The following is a 25,566-nucleotide window of genomic DNA, read 5'->3' as shown; positions in this document are numbered from 1 at the left end:
AATTTCACGACGTACAGGGGGAGGGGGGCTTGCACGAGGCGTTGGTTCGGTGAACCGCCGCCCAGCATCATGGCGTGCGACGCAGCCAAGCGTATGCCCCAGCGCATCATGGCGTGCGACGCAGCCAAGCGTATGCCTCCGCGCATCTTTCCCGCACATCCGCGCAGGACCCGTCCTTCTAGGCTTTGAACCCGCCGGTTAAGTGCTTCTCCGTCAGGATGGTCAGCATTTGGATGCCGACTTCGTTATGCCCGCCTTCGGGGATAATGAGGTCGGCGTATTTTTTGGACGGCTCAATAAACGCTTCATGCATCGGCTTGACCGTTGCAAGGTACTGTTGATGAATCGAATGGATCGAACGGCCGCGTTCCTCCATGTCGCGCAGCACGCGCCGGAGGATCCGTACGTCGGAGTCCGTGTCCACGAACACCTTGATGTCCAGCATCTCCCGCAGCTTTTCGTCATACAGGACGAACAGTCCCTCAACGATAATGATGTTGTTCGGCAGCAGCTTCACCGTCTTCTCGGAACGGGTGTGGATCGTAAAATCGTACACCGGCGCATAGGCGGCTTGTCCGTTCTTAAGTTGGGTAAGATGCTCCACCATCAGCTCGTTGTCAAAGGCGAAGGGATGGTCGTAGTTCGTTTTCTCCCGTTCGGACATGCTGAGATGCGACTGGTCTTTATAGTAGTTGTCCTGCGAGATGAACGTGACTTTATCCGTGTCCAGCTGGCCGATAACCGAACGGGCGACCGTCGTTTTCCCGGACCCGGTGCCGCCGGCGATACCTATGATTAACATGAAATTGAATACCCTCCTAAGTACATCCCTCTAAACGTTCCCGTTTAACATTTCAGTATTGTAGCATAGCCCGGGCATTTTTTCATCTTGTTGCGGCCTAAACGGGTGCCTTCATATTATGGCGATTTTATGGCAAGATATCGAACCGATCAGATTTTAAATTGGGACAACTTGTCCAGCAGCTCCTGCACCATGTTGCTCAGCGCTTCGCTGGAAGCGGAGATTTCCTCCATGGAGGCGAGCTGCTCCTCGGAAGCCGCGGCGACGCTTTGCGCCTCCGCGGACGATTCCGAAGCGATGTCGGCCAACTGCACCACGCTAGCGGAGACTTGATCCGTGCTTGCGGTCATCTGCTCGGCCGCGGCGGAGACTTCTTGCAACTGGTCGTTGACGTTGCTGATTTCAGCCAGAACGAGCGACAGCATCGCGTTGCTGTCGGTCACGCTTTTCACGCCCCGTTCGACCTGGTCGCTGCCTTTGGCCATGGAATCCGCCGCCACGCTGGTATCGGTGCGCACTTGTTCCACCAGCTCCGTAACCTGCTCGGCGGCTTGCTTGGTCTGATCGGCCAGCTTGCGGATCTCTCCGGCAACGACGGCGAAGCCGCGTCCGTGCTCGCCGACGCGGGAGGCCTCGATCGCCGCATTCAGCGCGAGCAGGTTCGTTTGCGTGCTGATATTGGCGATGAGTTCGATCATGCCGCCGATCGCCGTGGACCGCTCTTCCAAGCGCACGATGGAGGAGGCGGTGGCTTCGGTCGCCGCCTGAAGCTCCTTCATGTCGGACACCGCCCGTTCCAGTTGGACGCTGCTCTCCTTCGTTCTTGACGTGACTTCGCTCGCGGACACCGAGATTGCGGAGGAGGAGTCGGCAATGCGCCGCACGCCCATGGACATTTCGGACACGGCTTGCGATGACTCGGCAGCATAACCGTTTTGGTCCTGGGCACCCTGGGCGACGCGGCTGATCGAGGCGGCGATCGTCTCGGCAGCTTTGCCGGTCTGTTCGGCGCTGGCGGTCAATTGCTGGGACGTCGCCCCGACGGACATGGATAGATCGGCAACAAGCTGGAACATGTCGCGCAGCTTCTCGGTCATTTCATTGAAATGACCGGCCATTTTTCCAAACTCGTCGCCGCTTCGAACTTGCAGCTTCTGCGTGAGGTCGCCGCCTGCCATGAGCTGCAGCTTCCCCGTCAACAGGCGTAAAAGAAGAATGACCATGCGCCAAACCAGCAAGCCGAGAATCGCCGCAAGCACGACCAACGCACCTACGGACATGGCGATCGAAGTCGTTCTTGCCTGGGTGAAATCTTTCAGAATGACATCTTTGTCTACGGCCGTCTGCGTATACCAGACATGATCGCTCCCCGGCATGGTTACCGGTTCGAATGACCGAAGGACCTCTCGGCCCGCGGAGTTCAGGGTGTAGCCCTTCAGCGTTGCCCCGCTTTTCACTTGCTGCCACAGCGCTTCTTTTTCCGGATTATCGCCGTACGGCTGGAGGACCGACTCGGGATCATGCGGGTTGGCCGCATAAAGTCCGTTTTCCGTCACCAAGGCGACGTAACCGCCAAGCGGGGTGTATTTTGCTGCTGCCGTTTGCAAATAATCCATCAGCACGTCCACTTTGATAACGCCGAGAAAAGCACCCGACGCATCGAGTATCGGATAGGCTGCTGTCATCATTTGTACAGGATGCCCTCCGATCTCATCGGTATATGGCTCGAGGTAGGCCGCTTTTCCGGTGGATTTCGTGATTTGGTACTCCTCGTGCTCGTCGGGAGATCCGTAATCCGCCAGGGGCGCCAGCTTCGCCTGATCCCCTTCTTTATAGAGGTAAGGGAGAAACCGTCCGCTCGCGTCGTTGTAGGCCGCCTGGTTTGCGTTCTTTACGTCGGCGCCGTCAAAGGCGTTTGGCTCCCACAACATGCCGATTCCGTAGACCTCGGGGTGACTCAGCAATTCCTTCTCCAGCAGGGTTACGGCTTCTTCCCGGGACAGATCGCCTTCCTTGCCGGTCTCGACCATCATCTTGGCCAGGCTTTCCGAAGAAACCTTGAGGCCGATAAACATTCTTTCGAAATCGGCTTCGTATTGTTTGCCGGCCAATTCGGCTTCCAATTCGCCTTTGGCCATGCTGGTATCCATGGACTGGCCCAGGTTGACGAGAAGCAGAAGGGTCAAGGAAATGACCACGACCAAGCCGGCGGTCGTCATGAATTTGACAGCTAATGAGAGTTTGCGAAACATTTCAATGGATCTCCCCAATCTATGATGTAAGATGTTTCTACAAATATCGACATAATTCGCCGTGATTTGAATAGGCTGGCCAAACTTCTTACTATAAGGAAGATTGCATCATAATTTTCCGTGGATGTGGTTTACAATAATGGTAAGTCATTGCCTGCCAAATTTGAGTAAAGAGGTGCTGCCGCATGTGGCATACCAAAACCCGGGAGGCCGTTCTGCAGGAATTGCAGGTGGACCCCGCAGCCGGGCTCTCCTCGGGAGAAGCCGGAAAAAGGCTGTCCCAGTACGGGCCGAACCAAATCAAGGGCAAGCCGAAGCCTAGCGTGTGGTCGCTATTTTTCGCCCAGCTCAAGGATATGCTGATCTACGTCCTGCTCGGCGCCGCAGTCGTCACGCTCATCGTCGGAGAATACATGGATGCCGTCATCATCCTGGCCGTTGTCCTGTTGAATGCGATCATCGGGGTCATCCAGGAGCAGAAAGCGGAGAAAGCCATCGAGGCGCTGCAGCAAATGACGACGCCCAAATCGCTGGTGCGGCGCGACGGCGATGTGAAGGAGATCGATTCCGGGGAGATCGTTCCGGGCGATATCGTGATTTTGGATGCCGGACGCTTCATCCCGGCCGACCTGCGGCTGCTCGATAGCGCGAACCTGCAAATCGAGGAATCCGCGCTGACCGGGGAATCCGTGCCCTCGGACAAAAACGCGGACGACGTGCACGAGGAGGTTCAAACCCCGATCGGGGACCAAAGCAACATGGCGTTCATGTCCACGCTCGTGACCTACGGGCGCGGCGAGGGGGTCGTCGTCGGGACGGCCATGAACACCGAAATGGGCAAAATCGCCAAAATTTTGGACGAAGATACGCATGAGTTGACCCCGTTGCAAAAAAAGCTCGAAGAGCTCGGCAAAATGCTCGGGTATATCGCCATCGGGATTTGCGTCGTGATTTTCGTGATCGGCTTGATCCAGGGACGGGATCTGTTCGAGCTGTTCCTGACCGCGATCAGCCTTGCGGTCGCGGCCATCCCGGAGGGGCTGCCGGCGATCGTGGCGATCGTCCTCGCGCTTGGCGTAACCCGGATGTCCCGCGTCAACGCCATCGTGAAGAAGTTGCCGGCCGTTGAAACGCTGGGTTCGGTCAACATCATCTGCTCCGACAAGACCGGAACCCTGACCCAGAACAAAATGACGGTCGTCCAGCATTTTACCGCGCAGCCGCTGGGAGACGAGGCGCCGATCGAAATGCTCAAGACGTTCGTGCTCTGCTCCGACGCCACTTACGAGAACGGCCAGGGCACCGGCGACCCGACGGAAATTGCCCTTGTTGCCTACGGCGAGCAACATGACCTGCTCAAAAAATCGCTGGAGGTCGAATACAAACGGATCTCCGAGAAGCCTTTCGATTCGGACCGTAAGCTGATGTCCACGCTCAACCAAACACGGGAGGGGTATCGCGTTCATACCAAAGGGGCGATCGACCAGTTGCTGCGGATTTCGACTTCCGCCGTAGTGAACGGGGAGGTCGTGCCGCTGACCGAGGAACTGAAACAGCGCTACATCGAGGCGGCCGAAGTGATGTCGGACGATGCGCTCCGCGTGCTCGGGGCCGCTTACAAGGATACGGACCGCATCCTGCCGCCGGAGGAAATGGAGCAGGATTTGACGATCCTTGGCTTCGTCGGCATGATCGATCCGCCGCGGATCGAGGTGAAGGATTCGATCCGCGAAGCGAAGCGGGCCGGGATCACGCCGGTGATGATTACGGGCGACCATCGGAACACCGCCGTAGCGATCGCCAAGGAACTGGAGATCGCCAACTCCCTGGAGCAGAGCATGACCGGGGCGGAGATTGACGAGCTTTCGGACGAGGCTTTTGCCCAGAAAATTAACAACATCCGCGTGTTCGCCCGCGTATCGCCGGAGCATAAGGTGAAGATCGTCAAGGCCTTCAAGGCGAAGGGCAACATCGTTTCGATGACCGGGGACGGCGTCAATGACGCGCCCTCGCTTAAGACGGCGGACATTGGCGTGGCGATGGGGATTACCGGCACCGATGTGTCGAAGGGCGCCAGCGACATGATCCTGACGGACGACAACTTTACGACGATCGTCCAGGCGATCCGGGAAGGACGGAATATCTATTCCAATATTCGCAAGACGGTGACGTTCCTGCTCGCTTGCAATTTCGGGGAGATCGTGGCGATCCTCGCTTCGATTCTGTTCTTCTGGCCTTTGCCGCTCCTGGCGACCCAGATCCTCTGGATCAACCTGGTCACCGACACGCTGCCGGCCATTGCGCTCGGGGTGGATCCCGGCGAGAAGGACGTGATGAAACGTAAACCGCGCGATCCGAAGGAGAGCTTTTTCGCCGGGGGAGCGGCAATGCAGGCGGTGCTGGGCGGATTGTTGATCGGTGCGCTGACGCTGGTTGCCTTTTACGTGGGGCTTCGCGAACATGGGTATGGGTTGCGTTCTGCCGACATACCCGAGGATGTGATGACCTATGCGCGGACGATGGCTTTCGTGGTGCTGGCGGCTTCGCAGCTGTTTTACTCGTTCTCGAAGCGCAGCTCGACCAAGTCGATCTTTACGGTCGGCTTGTTCTCCAACCTGCTGCTGGTCGGAGCGGTCGTAGCCGGATTGCTGCTGCAGTTTCTTTCCATCTCCATTCCGTTCCTGGCCGCGGCGTTTAAAGTGCAAAATCTCAGCTTGGCCGACTGGGGGCTCGTGATCCTATTGGCGTTGATCCCGTTGCTCCTGAATGAAGTCGGCAAGATCTTCATGCGGGCCGGGAAAACGGAAAAGGCGTAGCAGAGGCGATAAATATGAGAATTTTGCTAGAAGACAGGAGAATTTTGAATTCCCCTCCTGCCATGGTTTGATAGATGATACAAGTGAATAAACAGAAGAAGCATAGGCCGCGGATGACAAGTCTCGCGGCCCTTGTTTCGTTGGAACAAACCAAGGGGGGCTAATAGATGAAGAATCAGGGGAATTCTCGGATGCGGCGAAACGGGCGGCACGCATTTTCGCTGGGGCGGAAGCTGACAGCGGCTTTTATTACCGTATCGCTGCTGGTCGGAGTCATTGCAGGAGTGGCTTACGTGTTCTTGAACCGGCTGGATCAAAACTATAGCGAGTTGCTTCAGCAAAATACGGCGGCCCTGGATCAAGTGGCCAAGCTGGAGATCGAGACGCAGCGCCAGAACAGCCTGCTGTTCGGGTATATCGTGGAGCCGGCGTCCGAGAAGGAACAGCAGCTGACGGAAGCCAATGCGCAGCTGAGCGCGTTGATCGACGAAATCGTAAGCGCTTCCGCAGGGAAGGAACAAGAGGCGGTGGCCTCCTCGTTGTCCGAGTCCAACGCCACGTTTGCCCGCCTGTTGGTGAAGGTCCAGGATTACGTCCATTCGGACAAGCCGGATCTGGCGAAAGCGGAGGCCTTGATGTGGGCGATCCCGACGTCGGATACGATGATTGAGGGAGCCGGCGAGCTGCGGACATTGCAGGAGAACGAGCTTCAGGCCAAATTAGGCGAGTTCCAGAAGGAATCGGCGCTGACGATGTGGATTTTGGCGTTATGCGGCGTCGTCGCGATCGTGTTCGCCGTCTTGACCGGCGTCATGTTGTCCCGGCAGATCGTCAAGCCGATGCGAGTGATGGTGAAGGGGGCGCGCGAACTGGCGGAAGGCGACTTGACGCTTACGGAGACGGTCGTGAGAAACCGCGACGAGATTGGCGAACTGGCAGCTGCGTTTAACCACATGAGACGCAGCTGGCAGGACATGATTGGCAATTTGGGGCGGCATGCCGGCCGGGTTGCCGAATCGGCTGATCAGTTGCGCCGCCAGTCGGAGCAGTTTCGTGCCTCCTCTGGAGAGATTTCGGAAATCATGGGCCAAATCTCGGCAGGGAGCGAGGAGCAGGTGCAAAGCGTGGAACTTGGCGTGGCCCAAGTGACGGAAATGGCGGACGGAGCCCGGGAGATGGCCGGCCTGGCGGACGATGCTCGTCAGCAATCGGCGTCGGCCGTGCATGAAACGAGAGCCGGCGAGGAGATCGTGGCGTCGGCGGCGGCTCAGATGGCGTCGATTCAGCGTCAAATGGACGAGCTGCGTGCGTTCATCGAACGGCTGGGCGTCCGCTCCGGGCAGATCGCGGAGGCGGCGGAGCTGATTGCCGGCATCGCCAAGCAGACGCAGATGCTGTCGCTGAACGCCTCGATCGAAGCGGCACGGGCCGGGGAAGCCGGCAAAGGGTTTGCCGTGGTCGCCGGCGAGGTGCGGAAGCTGTCGGCGGAGACCGGGGCAGCGGCCGCGGGCGTGGCCGAGATGGTTGAAGGCGTACGCAGCGAGATGGAGCTGGTGATCGAAGCGGCGCAGGCCGGTTCGCAGGAAGTGGCCGCCGGCATTGCCACGGTTCATCAGGCCGGCGAGGTATTCACCCGCATCCGGCAAGCGGTCGAGCAGGTGGCTGGACGGATCGGCCGGGTCGCCGGTCAGGTTGACCGATTGTCCTCGCAATCGGAGTCTGTGGTGCAGGCGATTTCCTCGATCGACCGAGTCGCGCAGCAAACGGCCGATGGCTCCCGCGAGGTGTACGCGCATACCGAAGAGCAATACGCCGGCGTTCAGGAAATGATGGCTTCTATGGAAGGACTCAGTCAGTTGTCCGAGGAACTGCAGGCGTTGATCGGAAAATTCAAAGTATAAGCGAGAGCCAGGTCCCGGTGGACAACAGTACTGACGTGATCAGCATCGCCAGCAGCGGCCGGAGCGCTTTGGAACGGAGCTCCCGCAGGTTGACGTTCAGCCCTAGGCCCACCATGGCCATCGTCAGCAAGAAGCCGGTCAGGGTGGAGATACCGCTTAGAGACGTATCCTTCACAGGGATCCAGGTCCCCAACGCATAGGTTCCGATCACGCTGGCCGAGATAAAACCGAGCAGAAACCAGGGGAACGGGACGGCGGCCCGCGGTTTAGCCGCGTATTCGTCGGCCGGTTTCGCGGCGGTTGGGTCTAGCGACCGTTTTCTATTGGCCCGCTTCATGCCATACATCAGCAGGAAACTAAGCGGGATGAGCAGAAATACGCGGCCCAATTTGGCTAATAAAGCGACGGCCAGGGCGTCCGGGCCGGCCGGCTCGGCGGCGAGCACCACATGGGCGATCTCGTGCAGGCTGACACCGCTCCAAACCCCATATTGAAGCTCGGACATCGGAAGCAACGGCCGAAGAAGCGTATATCCTACGGAGAACAGCGTGCCGACGAAAGCCACCAGTCCTGCGCCGATGGCGGTATCGTCTTCCTTGGTTTCGAGGATCGGCGAAACGGCCGCGATCGCCGCCGCTCCGCACACCCCGGTACCGATGCCCAACAGTAAGGAGAGGGAGAAATCCGCCTTCAACCATTTGCCGATCAGCAGAGTGGCGGCGATGCTGAAGGCGATCGTTGCGGCATCCCGCGCCAGCAGAGGTAGGCCCTGCTGCAATACGACGTCCAGGTTCAGCTTGAGCCCAAACAGAACGATGGCCAAACGCAGCAGTTGTTGGGAAGCGAACCGGATGCCCGGACGCAAGGCTTCCGGGTATCCGACGAAATGCCGGTAAAGGACGGCCAGCAAGATCGAACAACCCAGCTGTCCGATCCGGTTGAAGCCGGGCAGTTGTGCGAGTCCGAAGCCGAGCATGGCGATCACGAGCGTAAAGCCGATGCCTCCGAACAGGAGATCGGCTTTTTTCGTTGTTTCGGGTGTTGTCAACACCGCTTTAGATGGAATGAGAGGAGTTGCCACGTGAAATCACCTCCGTTGATTTGCCTTTTAAGCTTAATTCGGCTTTAATGATAAGTAAAATAATTCATATGTATAATTATGATAAGCATTTAATTATGAAAAAAGTTGTTTGATAGGAGGAGGAAGCCGAAATGGATCCGGCACTTGAGGTATTCCTTACCGTAGCGGAGAAGCAAAGCTTTACCCGGGCGGCCGAAATGTTGCATATGACGCAGCCGGCAGTGAGCCAATATATCCGTTCCTTGGAACAGGCGCTGGGAACGAAGCTGCTTGATCGCAGCAATAAATATGTGCGTTTGAACCCGGCAGGACAAATCGTCTATCATCATGCCCGGGAAATCTCCGGGTTGTATGCGCGTATGCAGTATCTCATCGACGACATGAAACACGCGGCGCGAGGGGATTTGTCGATCGGCGCCAGTTATACCTACGGGGAATACGTGCTGCCGCATGTATTGGCGGAGATGATGGCGGGGTACCCCGACATTAAACCGACGATCACCATCGGAAATTCTAAGGAGATCGTGGATTTGGTGGGAAGCCGCCGGCTAGACGTAGGAATCATCGAAGGAGAGGTTCGGGATGAACGCTACCGGATCGTGCCGATCGCCGATGACGCGATGTACGTAGTCGTCCCGGCGGGACACCGTTATGCCGAGCGCAGGGGACTTCGACTTGCCGATTTGAGCGAGGAGACCTGGATCGTCCGGGAAGCCGGCTCGGGGACACGCGAAGCGGCGGATCATCTGTTTACCCGGCATCATTTTCACCCGGAGCGGTTGATGGAATTCGGCAGTACGCAAATCATTAAGGAGTCGGTGGAGGCGGGGCTTGGGATCAGCCTGTTGTCCAAAGCGGCGGTGCGAAAGGAAATGGCGCTCGGAACGCTGAAGTTGCTGGAATTGGAGGGCTTACCGTACTACCGTCAATTTTCGTTAGTAACGCAGAAATCGCCTTTTTACACCAAGGCAATGGAAGTGTTCATGGACCTTGCGCGGGGATATCGTCCGATTTGACCAAGGTCCGGTGCAAGCAACGTGCTGATGAATAATGATCAGCCATTCAATGCAAACATCCCGCGGCTGCCCGCGGGATGTTTCCGGTTATATCGTATAAGGTACCGCTTCGAACGTCTCCGCTTTCGCGACGGCATCCTCCAGGGATAGCCCGGTGAAGCTTTGCGCGGGCAAGTAACGCCCGCTCTTCTTGTCGTCGACGAAAGCGCCGACCACGATGCCCGGCAGCACGCTTTCCACCGAGTTTGGGGCCTGGGGGCCTCCCAGATCGGTTCGGCACCAGCCCGGATCGTTCAAATTGATCATCACGTCCGTGCCTTCGAGGCGGGAGGCCAGATCTTTGGTGAACTTATCGAGCGCCGCTTTGCTGGCTGCGTAGCCGGCTTGCTCCGGCTCGTTTTTGATCCCGCTGGTGGTATTGATGACCCGGCCGAAGGCGCGTTCGATCATCTTGGGAATCAGACGGTTACAGATCGTCGCGACGGATATGAAATTAATTTGAAAGCTTTGTTCGAAATCCGAAACCGGGGTTTTCCAGTAGTCGGTCCGGTAGGCGATTTGCACGGCAGCGTTATTAAAAACAATGTCGACCGGCGTGCCCTTCGCTTCGATTTCATCCAGCATGGCCACGACTTCCTCATGGTTGGCCAGTTCGGCTTGGACGGAGTATACCTGGACGCCCATTGCCCGGAACTCCTGCTCCATCTGCCGGGTATGCTCCAGCTTGCGGCTGTGCAGAATCAAGTTGCATCCCTGCTCGGCCATAAACCTTGCGGTCTGGTCCCCCACCCCGCGGCTTGCTCCGGTGACGAGCGCCCATTTGCCTTTCACATTAACCATTCCGATATCCTCCCTGTTTGCGATTCTTCTAGGTTGGTGTCCTAACGAATCTCATTTTACTAGACTTGTAAGCGGTTTACCATCATCCGGTCTTAAATTTGACTGTAGTGAAATGGAACTATATAATGAACATCACATGTAATATATGGAACTTATGACCTATTCGAAGCTAGGAGGAGATACCCGAATCTATTAAAAATTTTACTAAAACAATGTTGATATCATTCCTACCATACTACGATCAAGGTGATGCTAAGATGAATCGAATTCGTAACATTTCTATCCGTACCCGGATCATGGTGCTTGTCTTCTTGGCCATGTTCGTCTCGAATACCGCATTAATCGTCACGTTGTCCTATAGCCAACATCATGACTTTTTTAAGCTGATTACGCCCTCTTTGGGATTAAAGGCACTGATCATTTTTATCATCTTTGAAGTGGGGGCGGCATTCATCTCCGAAGCTTTGCTGGTTCGGCCGCTCAAACAAGGCGTGAAGCTGGCCAATTCGATGGCCGAGAACGATTTATCCGCCGAGATCCGGACGACGCAGCAAGGGGAAGCGGGGCAGATGATCCAGTCGCTTCAGAAGGCCAGAGATAACCTGAAACACCTGATCGCGACGATCCAGTCCTCCTCCGAACGGGTGACGTTGTCTTCGGAAGAATTGAACCGGATTATTGAGCAGGCCAATGGACAGGTACACGAAATCAATGAGGGTGTTAAGCATTTGCTAAACGTGTTTACCCAAAACGCGGAAAGCATGAAGCAAACGGCCGTTGCCATTTCAGAAATAACGAACCATTCCCAGACGACGGCAGAACTCGCAAATCAAATTGCCGAGCGGGCTCAATTGGTCATGAATTCCGCGGAAGGCGGAAAGCAGTCGGTAGATTCCATCGTCGAGGCCATCAACGAACTGGCGGCGAACACCCAGCATGTCAGCGGCGAAGTACTCGCGCTGGAGGAACAGAGCCAGAAAATCACCGAGGTTGTCCGTATCATTCAACAAATTTCCGAGCAGACCCATCTGTTAGCCCTCAACGCGGCGATCGAAGCCGCCCGGGCCGGGGAAGAGGGAAGAGGATTCGCCGTCGTCGCCGGACAAATCCGGAAGCTGGCGGAGGATACGAATCAATCCTTGCAGGAAATCGGCAACCTGGTCCAGAATATGACCGTCCGAACCGGCAGCGTCGTGGCCGCCGTTGCCCAGACCGGGGAGAAGGTCCGAGAGGGCGTAACGCAATCGGAGAACGTGAAGACCAATATCGAGCACATCATCGACAATATGGAGAACACCTTCGCCATGTTGACCGAAATTTCCGGCGGCGTGAACACTCAAGCGGCTTCGCTGGAGGAAATGACCGCAACGCTGGAGGACGTCAACGGCACCATCGAGTCGGGGCTGCAGGTTTCCGGCAAGATCCAGGGGCAGCTCGGCACGCAGGAGAAGATTTTTGGCGAAATCGAGAAAACGTCCGGCAAGCTGGTCGAATTGTCTGAGAATATGAATGGGCTGACGAACGTATTTAAGCTTTAAATCTCCAACAACCATAAGGAATGAACGCTTGCGGATTGCAGGCGTTCTTTTTTTTGGATTATGGCGAATATCGTCGATAAATATTTGTCCGTAAAACGTGTTATTTGTCGAAATAAGACGGTTTATGTCTGTAAGGTTTCGATGTTCGAACCGATATATGAATCAACAACTTGATACTACTAACAAACATAAAAGGAGGGGTTGTATTGGGAGCCTGGATCCAGCGTTTACGTAACATCAAGATCGTGCACAGCGTAGTACTGTTGTGGGTACTTTCCTTGCTTGCCACCACGGCCATCGGCGTAGTTGGAATGAATTCGATTTTGAAGCTGCATCAAACGACGGAGGAGATTACCTCCGAGATCATCCCGGAGCTGAAGGATTGGGAAGATGTGAATGGCCACATGGGGAACCTGCGAAATACGGTGACGAAGATCATCGACCGCGATTATGACGAAGCGATGGTTCAAACGCTGGAGGAGCTGGAAGGGAAAATCTCCACGATCCTGGAGCGGAATGTGGCGGCTTCCCAAAACAACCCCGAAGAATCAGAATTGGCGCAGAAGGCCGCGCAAAGCTATGAAAAATACGTGTCTTACCTTCCAGCCGTGATCGAACAGCGAAAACAAGGACTGGTCGCCGATCGCAACTTGACGAACGTGGTCATGGCTGAGGCCGGGAATCAATTGACCCAGGACATCCTGAACATCGTCGATTACCAAAAAAACGTGGCGGAAGACCGGAGCCAGGCTTCCAAGCGGCTTTATGAGCAGAGCCTGAAATTCTTTATCTATATTTTCGGTGCGGCGCTCCTCCTGGTCAGCGCCATCTCCGTGCTCGTCGTCATCATGATTCGCTCTTCCATGAAGGAGTTCATCTCCAGGGTCGAGCTGGTTGCGGAAGGCGACGTGACGGTCCAATTTAACGGAAAACTCGGCAACGAATTCGGGATGATGAACCGCGCATTGAACAAGACGATCGGCTCGATCCAATCGATCCTGCAAACCATCGGGCAGGATTCGCAGAAACTAACTGAACAAACCATTGCGCTGACAGCCTCCTCCGAGGCGATGAACACGAGCGTCGGCGAAGTCTCGACGGCGATCCATGAGGTTTCCCTGGGCTCCGTCAATCAAGCGGAAGAGCTGGCTTCGATGACCGAATCCTTCCAAGCGTTCGGAGACCGCCTGGACGAAATTACCCGCTCGCTGGAGACGGTGGATGAGGCGGCAAAGCAAGCGAACGACAAGGCCCAAAGCAGCAGCGGGAAATTGGCCGAGTTGGTTACGTCCGTGAAAGGGATCGCCGATTCGTTCGAGGAAACGCAAAGCAAAGTCCATAACCTGACGGGCAGCCTAGCCCGCGTGACGGAGATTACCCGTTTGATTAGCGATATTTCCACGCAAACCAATCTGTTGTCGCTGAACGCGTCCATCGAAGCGGCGCGCGCCGGTGAAGCGGGCCGGGGCTTCGCCGTCGTGGCGGGGGAAATCCGCAAGCTGGCGGAACAAACGCAGCATTCCTCGCAAGGAATCGACGAGCTGCTGCAGGAGATCGGACAGGAAATGGACGGGGTATCGGCAACTTCAGCCAGAACGGGCGAAGTGCTCGCCCGGCAATCGGAGGTCGTGCTTACGACGATGGAGGCCCTCCAGGAGATCATCCGGTCCATTCGGGAAATGATGCCGCAAATCGAGGAAATCACGACGTCCGTGGTCGCCGTCAATGCGGACAAGAACCGCGTACTGCTTACGGTAAGCTCCGCCTCGGCCGTAGCCGAACAAAACTCGGCGTCCGCGGAGGAAATCTCCGCATCGTCCATCGAACTAAACGGCGCCACCCAGGAGATCGCCCAGGCGATCAAAGAGCTTGAATCGCTTTCGCGCGATATGATTCGCGAAGTGGAGAAATTCAAGCTGACGTAAGAGGTAACCCCCGCGACACGATCAACATCGCTTCCTGCTCCGAATCGAGCTATAATAAGCATAAATTCACAGTTTATGCAGACAGCTTGGAGAGGAGCGGCGAGGATCGATGTATGGAAACGAAGGAACGGCGGACAAGAAAACGTTAAAGACGGCATTTGATCGGACGGTTTATCAGGTGGGGGGCCACGGCAAACGGAATGTGGAGGTGCTGAAGAAGGCCTTAACCGTGATCGACGGGGAGCTGGACAGCGACATGTACGGCATCGGACAAGCCTTGGAAGCGTTCGAGGCGAAAATGGCCGGGGTGCTTGGCAAGGCCTCGGCCGTGTTTTTTCCCAGCGGCACGATGGCGCAGCAAATCGCCCTGCGGATCTGGTGCGACCGGAAAGGGACGAAACGCGTGGCGTATCACCCCCTATGCCATCTGGAGATTCATGAGGAAGATGGCTTAAAGGAGCTGCACGGGATCGAGCCGATTCTCCTGGCGGACAGGGACCGCCTGATCGGGCTGAAGGAAGTTCAGCGCTTGCCCGAGGACGTCTCGTGCCTGCTATTGGAGCTGCCGCAACGCGAGATCGGCGGCCAGCTGCCGCCGTTTGAAGAACTCGCGGCCATTTCCGGGTACTGCCGGGAGAAAGGCATAAAGCTGCATCTGGACGGTGCCCGGCTGTTCGAAATCCTTCCCTTCTACCAGAAAACCGCGGCCGAAATTTGCGCCTTATTCGACAGCGTTTATATCTCCTTCTATAAAGGCATCGGCGGGATCGCCGGGGCGATATTGGCCGGAGAACCGGAGTTTACGAAGGAATCCAAGGTGTGGAAAAGAAGGCACGGCGGCGATCTGATCAGTTTGTATCCGTATTTTTTGAGTGCGGATTACTATTATGAGCGGCGCATCGGGAAGATGGATCAATATTACCGGCAAGCGCAGGAGCTCTCCGGTCTGTATAACCGCTGCCAACATCTGAAGACCGTACCGGAGGTCCCGGTTTCAAACATGTTCCACGTCCATGCGGATCTCCCTAAGGATCGGCTGGAGCACATTTTGATCGAGGTCTACCGCGAAACCGGGGTTGGCTTAACGCACGTAGTCAAGGAGAAGGCGGAGCGGGCCTGCAGCTTCGAGGTAAGTATCGGGGACCGCTATGGCGAGGTGCCGAAAGACCGGCTGCAACTGACATTTGAACTGCTCGATCAAAAGCTGAGAGGTGAATCGTATGAACCGTAAAGTCGTTTTTCTGACCACCGACAGCTTGGGGAACGGCGACCCGGCGCTCGGGACGCAGCTGCTGGAAACGTTCCTGACGCTGTTGAAGCAACGGGAACAGGGGCAGCTTCCGGCGGCGGTGTTTTGCGTAAATCGGGGGGTTCTCGCACTGACGGAGCAGTCGTTTGCTTCGCTGCACTTGAAAGAGTTGGCCAACCGCGGCGTTCCGGTATTGGCGTGCGGCACCTGCGTGAATTATTACGGCATTCAAGATCAACTTGCAGCCGGCGAGGTATCCAGCATGGGGCATTTCATGGAACTGGCGGCGCAATACGAGGTCTTGACGCTAGCTTGATCGATTCGGCTTGGAATCATCCTAGAAAAACACCGTAAGAATACGGCTTCTGTCGTTTCTTACGGTGTTTTTCTCTTATCCGGGCTTTGCAATTCCTGCAAGTATTCGTCAAGCCGGTCGAAGCGGGCTTCCCACAAGCTGCGGAACGAAGCGATCCACTCGTCCAGCTCCCGAAGGGGCTCTGGCCGAAGCCGGTAAATCCGGCGATTCGCGACGGGTTGAACCTCGACGATGCGGGCTTCGTTCAACACCTTCAGATGCTTCGATACCTGCGGCTGCCGGACTTGAAGCCGGTCCGCGATTTCGCCCACGGTCAGGGGGCCGTATCGCAGCAATTCGACCATCTCCAGACGATGGGGTTCAGCAAGCGCGCTCAAAGTTGCAGTGTTCATCATTCTCACTTCCTTGGTTCAAGTATACCTTAACGAAATGGAAATATTCCAGTATAGGAATATAAAAAATAGGAACTGTTTTTTTGCAACTTGATGCATACTAACCTAAACGAGACTAAGGGAGGTACCAAGGTGCTTCGGACAAAAATCATCTGTACATTAGGCCCAGCCTGCGATTCGGTTTCCGTACTGAAGGAAATGATTCAAGCCGGGATGACGGTCGGCCGGCTGAATATGGCCCATGGCGAGCTCGAGGAGCATGTAGCCCGCATTCAGCGGGTGCGGCAAGCCGCGCAAGAACTGCATACCTTTGTGCCCATCATGATGGACATCAAAGGGCCGGAGGTGCGAATCGGCAAATTGCGGGAAGCTTCTTGCGAACTGATTGCCGGGGAGGAAATTGTCCTTACGACGGAGCCGCTAGCCGGAGACGCCGCAAGGATTTCGGTCAACTATCCCGAATTGCCCCAGGTGGTGAAGGCGAATGACCGGATCCTGATCGACGATGGATTGATTGAGCTGCGCGTAATGTCGGCCGAGGGTGCCGAAGTTCGCTGCCGCATCGTCAACGGCGGGAAGCTGAAGCCGAACAAGGGCGTCAATCTGCCGGGAATCCATACGACGCTGCCTGGCGTCACGGAGCGCGATATTCGGCATCTTCATTTCGGCCTGGAGAACGGGGTGGAGATGATCGCCGTATCGTTTGTCCGCAAAGGCGACGATATCCGTGAGGTTCGGCGAATCTTGCAGGAGAACAACGGGGGGCATGTCCAGATCATCTCCAAGATCGAAAACGAAGAAGGCGTGGACGATTTGGAGGATATCATCGAAGCCTCGGACGGCATCATGGTCGCGCGCGGCGATCTGGGGGTGGAAATTCCGGTCGAGGAAGTGCCGATGCTTCAGAAGGAAATGATCGACAAGTGCAACTTGGCCGGCAAACCGGTCATCGTCGCCACGCATATGCTGGAGTCGATGCAGGTCAATCCGCGTCCGACGCGGGCGGAGGTCAGCGACGTGTACAACGCCGTGATGCAAGGGGCGGATGTTGTGATGCTGTCCGGCGAGTCGGCGGCCGGGAAATATCCGGTCGAGGCCGTGCGGACCATGGCTGCCGTCGCGCGCAAGGCCGAATCCATGATCGATTACGGAGAGGCCTTCCACCGGAGAAGAATGCTGCATGGCACCAATATCACGGAGGTGATCAGCCAAGGAGCGGTCAGCGCTTCCCTGGAGCTCAACGCCAAAGTGATCATCACGTCCACCGAGAGCGGGTTTACGGCCAGAATGGTCTCGAAATATCGGCCGAAAGCGCCGATTCTGGCGATCGCCCATCACCCGCATGTGTTGACCAAGTTAATCCTGTTGTCCGGGGTCTTCCCTTATTTGGGCGGCCCGGTTACGACGACGGACGAAATGCTGGCCTCGGCGATCGACAGCGCCCGCCGATCGGGTTACGTCCAGGAAGGCGATACCGTGGTTTTCTCGGCCGGATTGCCGCTGGGTCAAGCGGGAACGACAAACCTGATTCAAATCCAGCAGGTGTAGAAAAAGCAAGGTCCCCCGAAGCCGTCACGACGGCTCGGGGGACCTTGTCTTTGTGTTAATGGATTTGATCCAGCATCTGGTAGGCTTCCTGTTTGGATTTCACCTGTAGCAATTGCTCGCGGAATCCGTCATCCATCAGCTTGCGGGATAACATTTGCAGGATCTTCAGATGCTCGTTGCCTTTATTTTCGGCGGGGACGGCGATCATGAAGATCAGCTTCGCGGGCGAACCGTCCGCGCTGCTCCAATCAACGCCTTCCGGCTTCATTCCGAATACGACCCGGGGCTTCAGCACGGCCGCCGATTTGCCATGCGGCACGGCGACGTTCATGCCGATGCCGGTAGAGCTTTCCTGCTCGCGCTTCAAAATCGCCTCTTTAAACTCGGACGAGGAAGTAAGCACTCCTTCGGCGTTCAGCTTCGCGATCATTTCGTCGATGATTCCGTCCCGCGTCGAGGCGGAAAGGGAAGGTTCGATCAAATCCAGACTGATGATATCGGTTAATTTGCTAACCGGACGATGGGCTTCGGCAGCCGGCATGCTCACCGGGCGGACGGTGCTTGATCGCGGCGCTTCAACGGCCGGAGCTGCCTCCTCCGCAGCGCTTGCCCCAACGAGCTGAGGTTCGGCCTGGTCTTTCTTCAGCAGCTTGATCATCAAGGCGGTAACAATGGAACCGACGATGACGGCTACGAAAAACATGAGGATATTGTCAACGGCGCCAAGCACGGCTACGATGGGACCTCCATGAGCGACACGGTCGCCGACGCCGCCCAGCATGGCGATCACGGAACCGGCCATCGAGCCGACCATGATGCTGGGAATGACGCGCAGCGGGTCTTGAGAAGCGAATGGAATCGCGCCCTCGGTAATCCCGAACAAGCCCATGGTAAAGGCGGCTTTGCCCGATTCCCGTTCTGCATCATGGAACTTGCGCTTGAATAAGAACGTTGCCAGACCCAGCCCGATCGGCGGAATGCAGATCGCCACGGCGATCGGACCCATGATTTGATAGTTGCCCTCCGCGATCATCGCGGAGCCGAACATGAAGGCCACCTTGTTGACCGGACCGCCCATGTCAAAGGAGATCATGGCGCCCAGAATCAATGCCAGCAGAATCGAGCTGGCTCCTTGCATGCTGGCGAGCCAGCTCGTCAGCGATTCGAACACCTGGGCGATCGGGCCGCCGAGCAAATAAATGAAGGCCAAACCGACAATTAACGAAGATAGGACCGGAATGATGATGATCGGCATGATCGGGTTAATCGCTTTCGGTACCTTCCACTTCTTGATCCACAGCGCGACGTAACCGGCCAGGAAGCCGGCGATAATCCCGCCGATGAATCCGGCACCGGCTTCACTGCCGTAGAAGCTGCCATTGGCGGCGATATAACCGCCGATGATCCCGGGAGCCAGACCCGGCCGGTCGGCGATACTGAACGCGATGAACCCGGCTAACACCGGTACCATAAACGTAAAGGATGCGGCCCCCAGCTTCTCGATTGTTTTCCAGAACGAGTCTTCGGGAATTTGCAGCCCGCCCGGCGTCGGTACGCCGCCGATCGAGAGAGCGATGGCGATCAGGAGACCGCCTACGACGATAAACGGAATCATGTACGAGACGCCGCTCATCAGGTGGCGATAAAAAGCATTTTGTTGCTTGGCGCCGGTTTGCTTCGCCGGCGTGCCTTCACCGCCGCCTTGTCCTTGGTATACCGGCGCTTCTCCGCGAATCATCTGTTTGATCAGCGCTTCGGGATTCCGAATGCCTTCCTGCACGCCGACGGCAATCAATTTCTTGCCGACGAACCGGCTTTTGTCTACCGATTTATCGGCGGCGATGATGATGCCGTCCGCTTGGCTGATATCTTCATCGGTGAACTGATTTTCCACGCCGATCGAGCCCTGGGTCTCGACCTTCATGGCTATGCCTAGCTTGTCGGCGGCTTTTTGCAGATTTTCCGCCGCCATGTACGTATGGGCAATCCCGTTGGGACATGAGGTAATCGCCAATAATTTCATGGTTGTTTCCTCCCGTATTCAAAGATCGAAATCGTTTACATCACCCATCTTATCGTAAAAAGAACGGCGGAAAAGAACTTTAGATTACCGCAAGTTGCGGAAAAACCGGATTATATCCCTATAAGAGGTTGTCGCTTTTTAAACAGGCACTATAAGCTGCCGAGGAGTTCCTCGGGGGTTTGCGCCCGCACTAACCGCTCGACCGTCGAAGGTTGTTCGCTTAGCAGAGACAGGCGCTGAAACAGTTTTTTCATCATTTCTTGCTCCTGCGGGGCGAGCGCCAGCATAAACACGATGGAAACCTTCTCTTCCTGCCATTCCAGGGGCTCTTGCAGGGTAGCCACGGCGATCCGCGAGGTCCGAATCAGCTTCGGATCGCCATGGGGGATCGCGATGCCGCCGCCGATGGTCGTGGATGAAAGGCGTTCCCGCAGCAAAGCTTGATGTGCGTAATCCCGATCGACGAACCCCTGATCCGCCAATTCGTTCGCCAACCATTCGATCAGCTCGAACCGATGGCCGATGGAGAGGCGCGGATAAACGAGCGAGGGCTGGGTATACAAGCCTAGTATCGAGCCGGCGTGTTCGGCATGACCGGGTTCTTGATCCAGCTTGCCGATGAAGTCGGCGATCTTCTGCATTTCGCCGGCCTCCAGCAGCGGGGACACCGTGATGGAGGGGGTGTTGACCTGCTCCAGCGGAATCGTGGAGATGATAAAGTCAACCGAATGTTGGGCCAAATACGCCGGGAGGTCGGCCTTCCGAACGGAGTCCAATACATCCAGCTCAGGAAACTTCCGCTCCAGTTTGGTGCGCAGGATCTGCGACATGCCGACCCCCATATGGCAGACGGTCACGATTCTCTTCCGATCCTCGGCCGGCTGGCTAAGCCGCTCCACTGCGGCCTGAAAATGCAGCGTCAAATAGGCCGCTTCTTCCTCGGGAATGGCGAAGGGATATCCTGCGCTTAACTCCCTTGTCGCATAGATCACCATATCGAACATGTAAGGATACATTCTCTTGATATCCTGCAGCATCGGGTTGGATACCGTAAGTCCATAGCTTAACCGGTTCAATGTGGAATATAAATGAATGCGCAGCCCTTCCATCAAAACCTCGTCTTTGCCAAAATCCACCCAGGTCAAGGCCGACATTTTCCGAACGAGCGTCTCCGCCAAACCGCGGGCTTCGGCCGTTTCCGCCGCCGGAGCTGCTCCGGGGTCCTCCGTTTCGATCCGTGCTTGAGAGCGGATTTTCCCGCCTAGAATATGAGCGGTCAAATAAGCGGCTTCGTCCTCCGGAAAGTGCACCGCAAAGAGACGCTCCAGCTTACGGATGAAGGCTCCGGTCCAGCGGAACTCCTGCTTCTCGCGGACAAAGATTTTCTCCTGCTCGGAGAAGGTGATCGGCTGCTTCAGCTTCGTCCGGCGAATCATCAGCAGCGTATGGATCAGCAGGTTGTCGAACGCTTCGTCCGTAAACGCAAGCTGCGCATCAAGTTCGAGCTGCTTGAGCTCCCGGGTCACGATATCGAGCTCATGGGGGGCAAACCGATCCTTGATGAATGTCTGGCCTGCTTCGCCGGTGAGTTGGGACAACTTGGACAACGCCGCCCGCTTGTCCCGTTCTTTCCCGTCGACGAGGACGCCGACCTTTTGCTTGGAAACGACGGCCAGATCTCGTTTTTCGAGCCATTCCCGCAAGGTGTCCAAATCCTTTTTGATGACGGTCTTACTGGTATAATGCTTGTCGGCCAGTTCTTGGATCGTTATCGGCTTCGTCTCCATCAGCAGCTGATAGGCTACGGCAACGAGCCGCTCCTCCTCCGTCTCCTGCTCCTTGTGCTTGGCGGGCCGGAGCAGCCGTGAGGCGATCTCGGACTTGTCCGACTCGGTCATGTCCAGGGTGACCCCGAATCCGGGTTTGCGGACAAGCCGGGCGTTCGACGTCTCGGTCAAATACCGGTCGATTTCATCCAAATCGTTGCGTATGGTTCTCTCCGAGCAGCCAAATTGCAGGGCAATGTCCCGGACCACCAAGTGAGGCCGGGTTTCGGTGAGCAGCATATGTAAAATGTCCTTCTGACGGTTGTTCATCGGTTCGCGTCACCCCATCGATCTGGGATTTAAGTATCCGCGTCAGGCTTTTCACACTTCGTCTAGCATTTCTGGAAAAGGCAGATTCGATACGGGCGGGCACCAAACCAAGCATCCGCACGTACACTAACCTAGATTCACCCGAATATTGACAAGGAGGGGAACAGGTTTGATCCTTCTGCCGCCAAAAGATAAAAGGCAACTATCCCAAATGATGTTGCCAGCGTTTCAACGGGACATCGTGCAGGCTCAAGAAAGAAGCCCGGTGCCCTATCGTTACGGCTCATTGGATGAACTGCTGTTTGAACTAAGCTTGCGCAATTCGATCGTCGACTCCGCCCTGGCGCTCAATGAGAGCGGTGCCCAATTCGCCGTCTACCGCAAATCCCGATGCAATGAGATGTACTGGAACCGCACGGAGGAGGGAGGGTTCCGGCTGAGGGCCGGAGCTGCGCCGGCGGACGCCATCCTGGACATCTACCGGAACGGTCCGCTTTACGGCTTCGAATGCTCGATGGCGATGATGATCGTGATGTATAAAGCCGTGCTGGATCAAATCGGCTACCAGGCGTTCAATACTTATTTCACCAATCTGCTTCTGTACGATTGGCAGTATGACAGCGATCTGGGTTTTCGTCAAGGCAGTCTGCGGCTGGGCCCGTATCCCGGAGATATTCTCTACTTCAAAAATCCGGACCATCATCCCGAAACTCCGGAATGGCAAGGGGAGAACGTGATCATGCTGGGCGAGGACCGCTATTACGGCCATGGTATCGGCATTCGCTCGTCTTCCGGGATCATCGAGGCGCTGAACCGGCGAAGAAAACCCGGCAGCCGGAAATCGGCCTATTTGCTGGATACGATCATTTATCCCAATTACGAGCATATCCGCAGCCTGAGGGGCGTGTATGCCCGGATCGGCAGCACCGTGTACCGATACGGTCAATCGGAGGAGAGAGCATAACCCTCCCCATGATGTGGCAGGATAAAGCTGATCTAACTGCATTTGAGGAGAGGAATTGCGATGTCCGGAACTATCCCAATCGAGAACGAGGCGCTGACCGGATCCCTGCAGCAGGATATCCGAACCTTGAAAGGTATTTTGGACCGGTCCGCGGACATCCAATTCCGCTACCTGGAGATCGGATCCCGCTTGCATGGGGTTCTCGTGTTTGTGGATGGACTCACCAATCAGGACTTAGTAAACACTCATGTCGTCAAGCCATTAATTGAAATGTCTTCCGGGGAGCCGGAGGTTCCGCCGGAAGACATGGCGGCAATCCTGAAGAACCGGGTTTTATCCGTGGGCCAGATCACAACCCCGCAGCGAGTTGGCGAATTGGTCGACGACATTTTATCGGGAAGCACCGTGCTTTTAGTGGATGGAATGAAGCAGGCAGTCTCCGTCAGTGCGGTGCAATGGGATAAGCGTTCGGTGGAGGAGCCGACCACGGAAGCCGTCATTCGAGGCGCGCGGGACGGATTCACCGAATCGCTCACTACGAATACGGTGCTGATTCGCAAGCGATTGCAAACGCCACAGTTGAAGATGGAATCGATGAAAATCGGCAGATTGTCGAGAACCCAAGTGATCCTTGCCTATTTGGACGGAATTGCCGAGCCGGCCGTCATCGAGGAAATTCGGAGCCGGTTAAAACGTATCGACATCGACGGCATCCTGGAAAGCGGATATATCGAGGAACTGATCGAGGACAATCATCGTTCCATATTTCCGCAGATCCTAAATACGGAGCGTCCGGATCGGGTAGCCGCTTGCCTTCTGGAAGGGAAAGCGGCCCTCCTCATCAACAACACGCCGTTTGCCCTCGTGATGCCGATGACTTTTCTCGGATTCTTACAAGCCACAGAGGACTATTACCAGAGATATCTCTTTTCCACGTGCCTTCGCTGGCTAAGGTATTTCTTTGGGTTTTGCGCTTTGACGTTGCCTTCGATTTATATTGCCCTAACGACCTTCCATCAAGAAATGATTCCGCTAAGCCTTTTACTTAGCATTGCGTCTGCACGGGATACCGTGCCGTTCCCCGCAGTGGTCGAAGCCTTGCTTATGGAGGTCACTTTTGAAGGTTTAAGGGAAGCCGGGGTCCGGTTGCCCAAAACCGTCGGACAGGCCGTCAGCATCGTGGGCGCCCTGGTCATCGGACAGGCCGCCGTTCAAGCGGGCATCGTGGGCGCGCCGCTGGTCATCATCGTTTCTTTTACCGGGATCTCCTCCTTCGTGCTTCCCTCCTATAATCAGGCGATCTCGATCCGGCTGTTGCGGTTTCCCCTGATGTTCCTGGCTTCGACGCTAGGTTTATACGGCATTTTGCTGGGAATTCTAGCGATATTGATTCATCTGGCGCGGCTACGTTCCTTCGGCGTCCCCTTCATGGCTCCGATCGCGCCGGTGCATCTCGGCGCATTGAAAGATACGCTGGTACGGTCCCCTTGGTCGGAGATGAAGACCCGCCCGCCGGAAACCGCGAAACGAAACCTGACGAGAATGCGAAATAGCGATGAACGGAGATGATTCGATGGACGGTTTCCATAGAGGCTGGTGCGTATTGCTGGCCTGCTGTGCGGCCTCTCTTCTCCTGTCGGGATGCTGGAGCCGAAACGAGATCAACGATATCGCGGTGGTTACCGCAATAGGCATCGATAAGCAGAAAGACCAGTATACCGTGAGCCTGCAAGTGCCGATCTCCCGTCTCCTGGGGCCCGCCATCTCAGGCGGGGGGACCAACACCAAGCTGGTTTCCGATGCGGCTAGAACGATTTCGGAGACCGGGGCAACCATTATGGAAGCTTACCGGAAAATTCAACAGAAGGTCCCCCGGGAAATATACTTCACCCATAGTCGAATCATCATCTTCGGACAAGAGTTGGCGCAAAGCGGAATATTGCCCGTAATGGACTTTTTCGAACGATACCGGCAGCCGCAGCTTGCGAGCTATATCCTCGTGACGAAAGGGAAAGCGCTTGATGTTTTGTCGTACAAACCTAAGATCGAAAGCCTGGACGGTCACCAGTTTCGGGAGGAATTGACCAACGGGTCCGTGCTTGCGGTCCACGCCAAGGACTTTATGAACGCGTTGATGAACGATGGGATAGAGCCTTCGGCGGGACAGGTGGAAGTTATCTCCGGATATAATCGACGGAAAAAGGAAACAACCGGGCAGAACCTCGACCTGCCCGACGAGAAGACGACCATCGCCATGCTCGGAACGGCGGTTTTCAAGGACGATAAGTTGGTGGGTTGGTTGGATGATGAAGAAACGCGAGGATTGCTCTGGATCAAAAACGAGGTCAAATCGGGCAGCGTCATCACGGTTGCTGTCCCCGAAACCGAAGGGGGCGGTACAATAAGCGCACAGTTGAATGCGTGCAAAACCAAGGTGACTCCGAACATAGGCGGGGATGAACCCTCCCTTGGGCTGCGGATCAACTCGGGTGTGGAAATCTACGAGAATAATAGCCGACTGGATTTAAGCGATCCGCGAACGGTCGAAAAGGTGGAGAAGATGATGGAGGCCGCTGCCTTGTCCCGCATCGGCGAGGTGCTGGACAAGGTGCAAAAGGAATGGCGGGCCGACATATTTGGGTTTGGCGATGCCTTCTATCGGAAGTATCCGAAAGTATGGAATCAAGAGTTGAAGAAACAATGGGACGACAGGTTTCCGTATCTTCCGGTACGGATCACCGTACAGGTTAAGGTCGTGGGAACCGGACTAAGCAACAAGAGTTACAGGGACGGATTCAAATGAGGAT

General features: G+C 56.0%; 18 protein-coding genes. 11 read left to right on the top strand and 7 right to left on the bottom strand.

Features of this window, described 5'->3' with window-relative positions; all coding sequences use genetic code 11:
• Positions 1–178 precede the first annotated feature (178 nt).
• Positions 179–802, bottom strand: a complete 624-nt coding sequence (gene udk / locus MJ257_RS03810) for a uridine kinase (protein ID WP_240267984.1) — start codon at positions 800–802, stop codon at positions 179–181.
• A 149-nt stretch (positions 803–951) separates the two neighbouring features.
• Complete coding sequence (locus tag MJ257_RS03805; protein ID WP_240267983.1) at positions 952–3,054, bottom strand: methyl-accepting chemotaxis protein; 2,103 nt, start codon at positions 3,052–3,054, stop codon at positions 952–954.
• Between the two features lie 185 nt (positions 3,055–3,239).
• Here MJ257_RS03805 and MJ257_RS03800 point away from each other — a divergent pair, with 185 nt between their 5' ends.
• A complete protein-coding gene (locus MJ257_RS03800) occupies positions 3,240–5,870 on the top strand; it encodes a cation-translocating P-type ATPase (RefSeq protein WP_240267982.1) in 2,631 nt (876 codons plus the stop codon).
• A 167-nt stretch (positions 5,871–6,037) separates the two neighbouring features.
• The gene (locus MJ257_RS03795; RefSeq protein ID WP_240267981.1) at positions 6,038–7,771 is read left to right on the top strand and encodes a methyl-accepting chemotaxis protein; all 1,734 of its coding nucleotides are present in this window, start codon (positions 6,038–6,040) and stop codon (positions 7,769–7,771) included.
• Here the strand turns inward: MJ257_RS03795 and MJ257_RS03790 are convergent.
• Positions 7,761–8,837 (bottom strand): YeiH family protein, encoded by a 1,077-nt coding sequence (locus tag MJ257_RS03790; protein WP_372489737.1) that lies wholly within the window; start codon positions 8,835–8,837, stop codon positions 7,761–7,763. The two genes, MJ257_RS03795 and MJ257_RS03790, sit on opposite strands and share 11 nt — an antisense overlap.
• 146 nt (positions 8,838–8,983) lie before the next feature.
• Between MJ257_RS03790 and MJ257_RS03785 the strand changes: the two genes are divergently transcribed.
• Positions 8,984–9,868, top strand: a complete 885-nt coding sequence (locus MJ257_RS03785) for a LysR family transcriptional regulator (protein WP_240267980.1) — start codon at positions 8,984–8,986, stop codon at positions 9,866–9,868.
• An 87-nt stretch (positions 9,869–9,955) separates the two neighbouring features.
• Here MJ257_RS03785 and MJ257_RS03780 read toward each other — a convergent pair whose 3' ends face one another.
• Complete coding sequence (locus MJ257_RS03780) at positions 9,956–10,708, bottom strand: SDR family NAD(P)-dependent oxidoreductase (RefSeq protein WP_240267979.1); 753 nt, start codon at positions 10,706–10,708, stop codon at positions 9,956–9,958.
• Positions 10,709–10,965: 257 nt separating this feature from the next.
• Here MJ257_RS03780 and MJ257_RS03775 point away from each other — a divergent pair, with 257 nt between their 5' ends.
• From MJ257_RS03775 to MJ257_RS03760, 4 genes are all read left to right on the top strand, one after another.
• On the top strand, positions 10,966–12,246 hold the full coding sequence (locus tag MJ257_RS03775; RefSeq protein WP_059042044.1) for a methyl-accepting chemotaxis protein: 1,281 nt from the start codon (positions 10,966–10,968) through the stop codon (positions 12,244–12,246).
• A gap of 206 nt (positions 12,247–12,452) precedes the next feature.
• Positions 12,453–14,171 carry a methyl-accepting chemotaxis protein gene (locus MJ257_RS03770; protein WP_240267978.1) on the top strand — a complete coding sequence of 573 codons (1,719 nt, stop codon included), beginning with the start codon at positions 12,453–12,455 and terminating at the stop codon, positions 14,169–14,171.
• A 109-nt stretch (positions 14,172–14,280) separates the two neighbouring features.
• Positions 14,281–15,402: a threonine aldolase family protein gene (locus MJ257_RS03765; protein WP_240267977.1), complete on the top strand. Its 1,122-nt coding sequence runs from the start codon at positions 14,281–14,283 to the stop codon at positions 15,400–15,402.
• Positions 15,392–15,736 carry a DsrE family protein gene (locus MJ257_RS03760; RefSeq protein WP_240267976.1) on the top strand — a complete coding sequence of 115 codons (345 nt, stop codon included), beginning with the start codon at positions 15,392–15,394 and terminating at the stop codon, positions 15,734–15,736. The genes MJ257_RS03765 and MJ257_RS03760 overlap by 11 nt, the downstream gene beginning before the upstream one ends.
• A 59-nt stretch (positions 15,737–15,795) precedes the next feature.
• Here the strand turns inward: MJ257_RS03760 and MJ257_RS03755 are convergent, their stop codons facing one another.
• Positions 15,796–16,128, bottom strand: a complete 333-nt coding sequence (locus MJ257_RS03755) for an ArsR/SmtB family transcription factor (protein WP_240267975.1) — start codon at positions 16,126–16,128, stop codon at positions 15,796–15,798.
• A 132-nt stretch (positions 16,129–16,260) separates the two neighbouring features.
• Between MJ257_RS03755 and pyk the strand changes: the two genes are divergently transcribed.
• Positions 16,261–17,676, top strand: a complete 1,416-nt coding sequence (gene pyk / locus MJ257_RS03750) for a pyruvate kinase (protein WP_240267974.1) — start codon at positions 16,261–16,263, stop codon at positions 17,674–17,676.
• Positions 17,677–17,731: 55 nt separating this feature from the next.
• Here pyk and MJ257_RS03745 read toward each other — a convergent pair whose 3' ends face one another.
• Both MJ257_RS03745 and MJ257_RS03740 read right to left on the bottom strand, forming a co-directional pair.
• Positions 17,732–19,699, bottom strand: a complete 1,968-nt coding sequence (locus MJ257_RS03745) for a PTS fructose transporter subunit IIABC (protein WP_240267973.1) — start codon at positions 19,697–19,699, stop codon at positions 17,732–17,734.
• Between the two features lie 149 nt (positions 19,700–19,848).
• The gene (locus tag MJ257_RS03740; RefSeq protein ID WP_240267972.1) at positions 19,849–21,795 is read right to left on the bottom strand and encodes a BglG family transcription antiterminator; all 1,947 of its coding nucleotides are present in this window, start codon (positions 21,793–21,795) and stop codon (positions 19,849–19,851) included.
• 148 nt (positions 21,796–21,943) lie between these two features.
• Between MJ257_RS03740 and tgl the strand changes: the two genes are divergently transcribed.
• The 3 genes from tgl to MJ257_RS03725 are packed head-to-tail and all read left to right on the top strand — an operon-like array spanning position 21,944 to position 25,562.
• Entirely contained in the window at positions 21,944–22,759 is an 816-nt protein-coding gene (gene tgl, locus MJ257_RS03735) for a spore coat transglutaminase TGL (RefSeq protein WP_504928356.1), read from the top strand.
• Positions 22,760–22,819: 60 nt separating this feature from the next.
• Positions 22,820–24,328, top strand: coding sequence for a spore germination protein (locus MJ257_RS03730; protein WP_240267970.1), 1,509 nt, complete (start codon positions 22,820–22,822; stop codon positions 24,326–24,328).
• The gene (locus MJ257_RS03725) at positions 24,315–25,562 is read left to right on the top strand and encodes a Ger(x)C family spore germination protein (protein ID WP_240267969.1); all 1,248 of its coding nucleotides are present in this window, start codon (positions 24,315–24,317) and stop codon (positions 25,560–25,562) included. The genes MJ257_RS03730 and MJ257_RS03725 overlap by 14 nt, the downstream gene beginning before the upstream one ends.
• Positions 25,563–25,566: the final 4 nt, after the last annotated feature.

It is taken from the genome of Paenibacillus timonensis, assembly GCF_022427145.1.
Classification (GTDB): domain Bacteria; phylum Bacillota; class Bacilli; order Paenibacillales; family Paenibacillaceae; genus Fontibacillus; species Fontibacillus timonensis.
This window is presented reverse-complemented; position numbering and strand designations above follow the sequence as displayed.

What these genes read in the sequence shown, in the direction of transcription:
- udk (WP_240267984.1), bottom strand. Translation starts at nt 802, where the DNA reads ATGTTAATCATAGGTATCGCCGGCGGCACCGGGTCCGGGAAAACGACG.
- MJ257_RS03805 (WP_240267983.1), bottom strand. Translation starts at nt 3,054, where the DNA reads ATGTTTCGCAAACTCTCATTAGCTGTCAAATTCATGACGACCGCCGGC.
- MJ257_RS03800 (WP_240267982.1), top strand. Translation starts at nt 3,240, where the DNA reads ATGTGGCATACCAAAACCCGGGAGGCCGTTCTGCAGGAATTGCAGGTG.
- MJ257_RS03795 (WP_240267981.1), top strand. Translation starts at nt 6,038, where the DNA reads ATGAAGAATCAGGGGAATTCTCGGATGCGGCGAAACGGGCGGCACGCA.
- MJ257_RS03785 (WP_240267980.1), top strand. Translation starts at nt 8,984, where the DNA reads ATGGATCCGGCACTTGAGGTATTCCTTACCGTAGCGGAGAAGCAAAGC.
- MJ257_RS03780 (WP_240267979.1), bottom strand. Translation starts at nt 10,708, where the DNA reads ATGGTTAATGTGAAAGGCAAATGGGCGCTCGTCACCGGAGCAAGCCGC.
- MJ257_RS03775 (WP_059042044.1), top strand. Translation starts at nt 10,966, where the DNA reads ATGAATCGAATTCGTAACATTTCTATCCGTACCCGGATCATGGTGCTT.
- MJ257_RS03765 (WP_240267977.1), top strand. Translation starts at nt 14,281, where the DNA reads ATGTATGGAAACGAAGGAACGGCGGACAAGAAAACGTTAAAGACGGCA.
- MJ257_RS03760 (WP_240267976.1), top strand. Translation starts at nt 15,392, where the DNA reads ATGAACCGTAAAGTCGTTTTTCTGACCACCGACAGCTTGGGGAACGGC.
- MJ257_RS03755 (WP_240267975.1), bottom strand. Translation starts at nt 16,128, where the DNA reads ATGAACACTGCAACTTTGAGCGCGCTTGCTGAACCCCATCGTCTGGAG.
- MJ257_RS03745 (WP_240267973.1), bottom strand. Translation starts at nt 19,699, where the DNA reads ATGAAATTATTGGCGATTACCTCATGTCCCAACGGGATTGCCCATACG.
- MJ257_RS03740 (WP_240267972.1), bottom strand. Translation starts at nt 21,795, where the DNA reads ATGAACAACCGTCAGAAGGACATTTTACATATGCTGCTCACCGAAACC.
- MJ257_RS03730 (WP_240267970.1), top strand. Translation starts at nt 22,820, where the DNA reads ATGTCCGGAACTATCCCAATCGAGAACGAGGCGCTGACCGGATCCCTG.
- MJ257_RS03725 (WP_240267969.1), top strand. Translation starts at nt 24,315, where the DNA reads ATGAACGGAGATGATTCGATGGACGGTTTCCATAGAGGCTGGTGCGTA.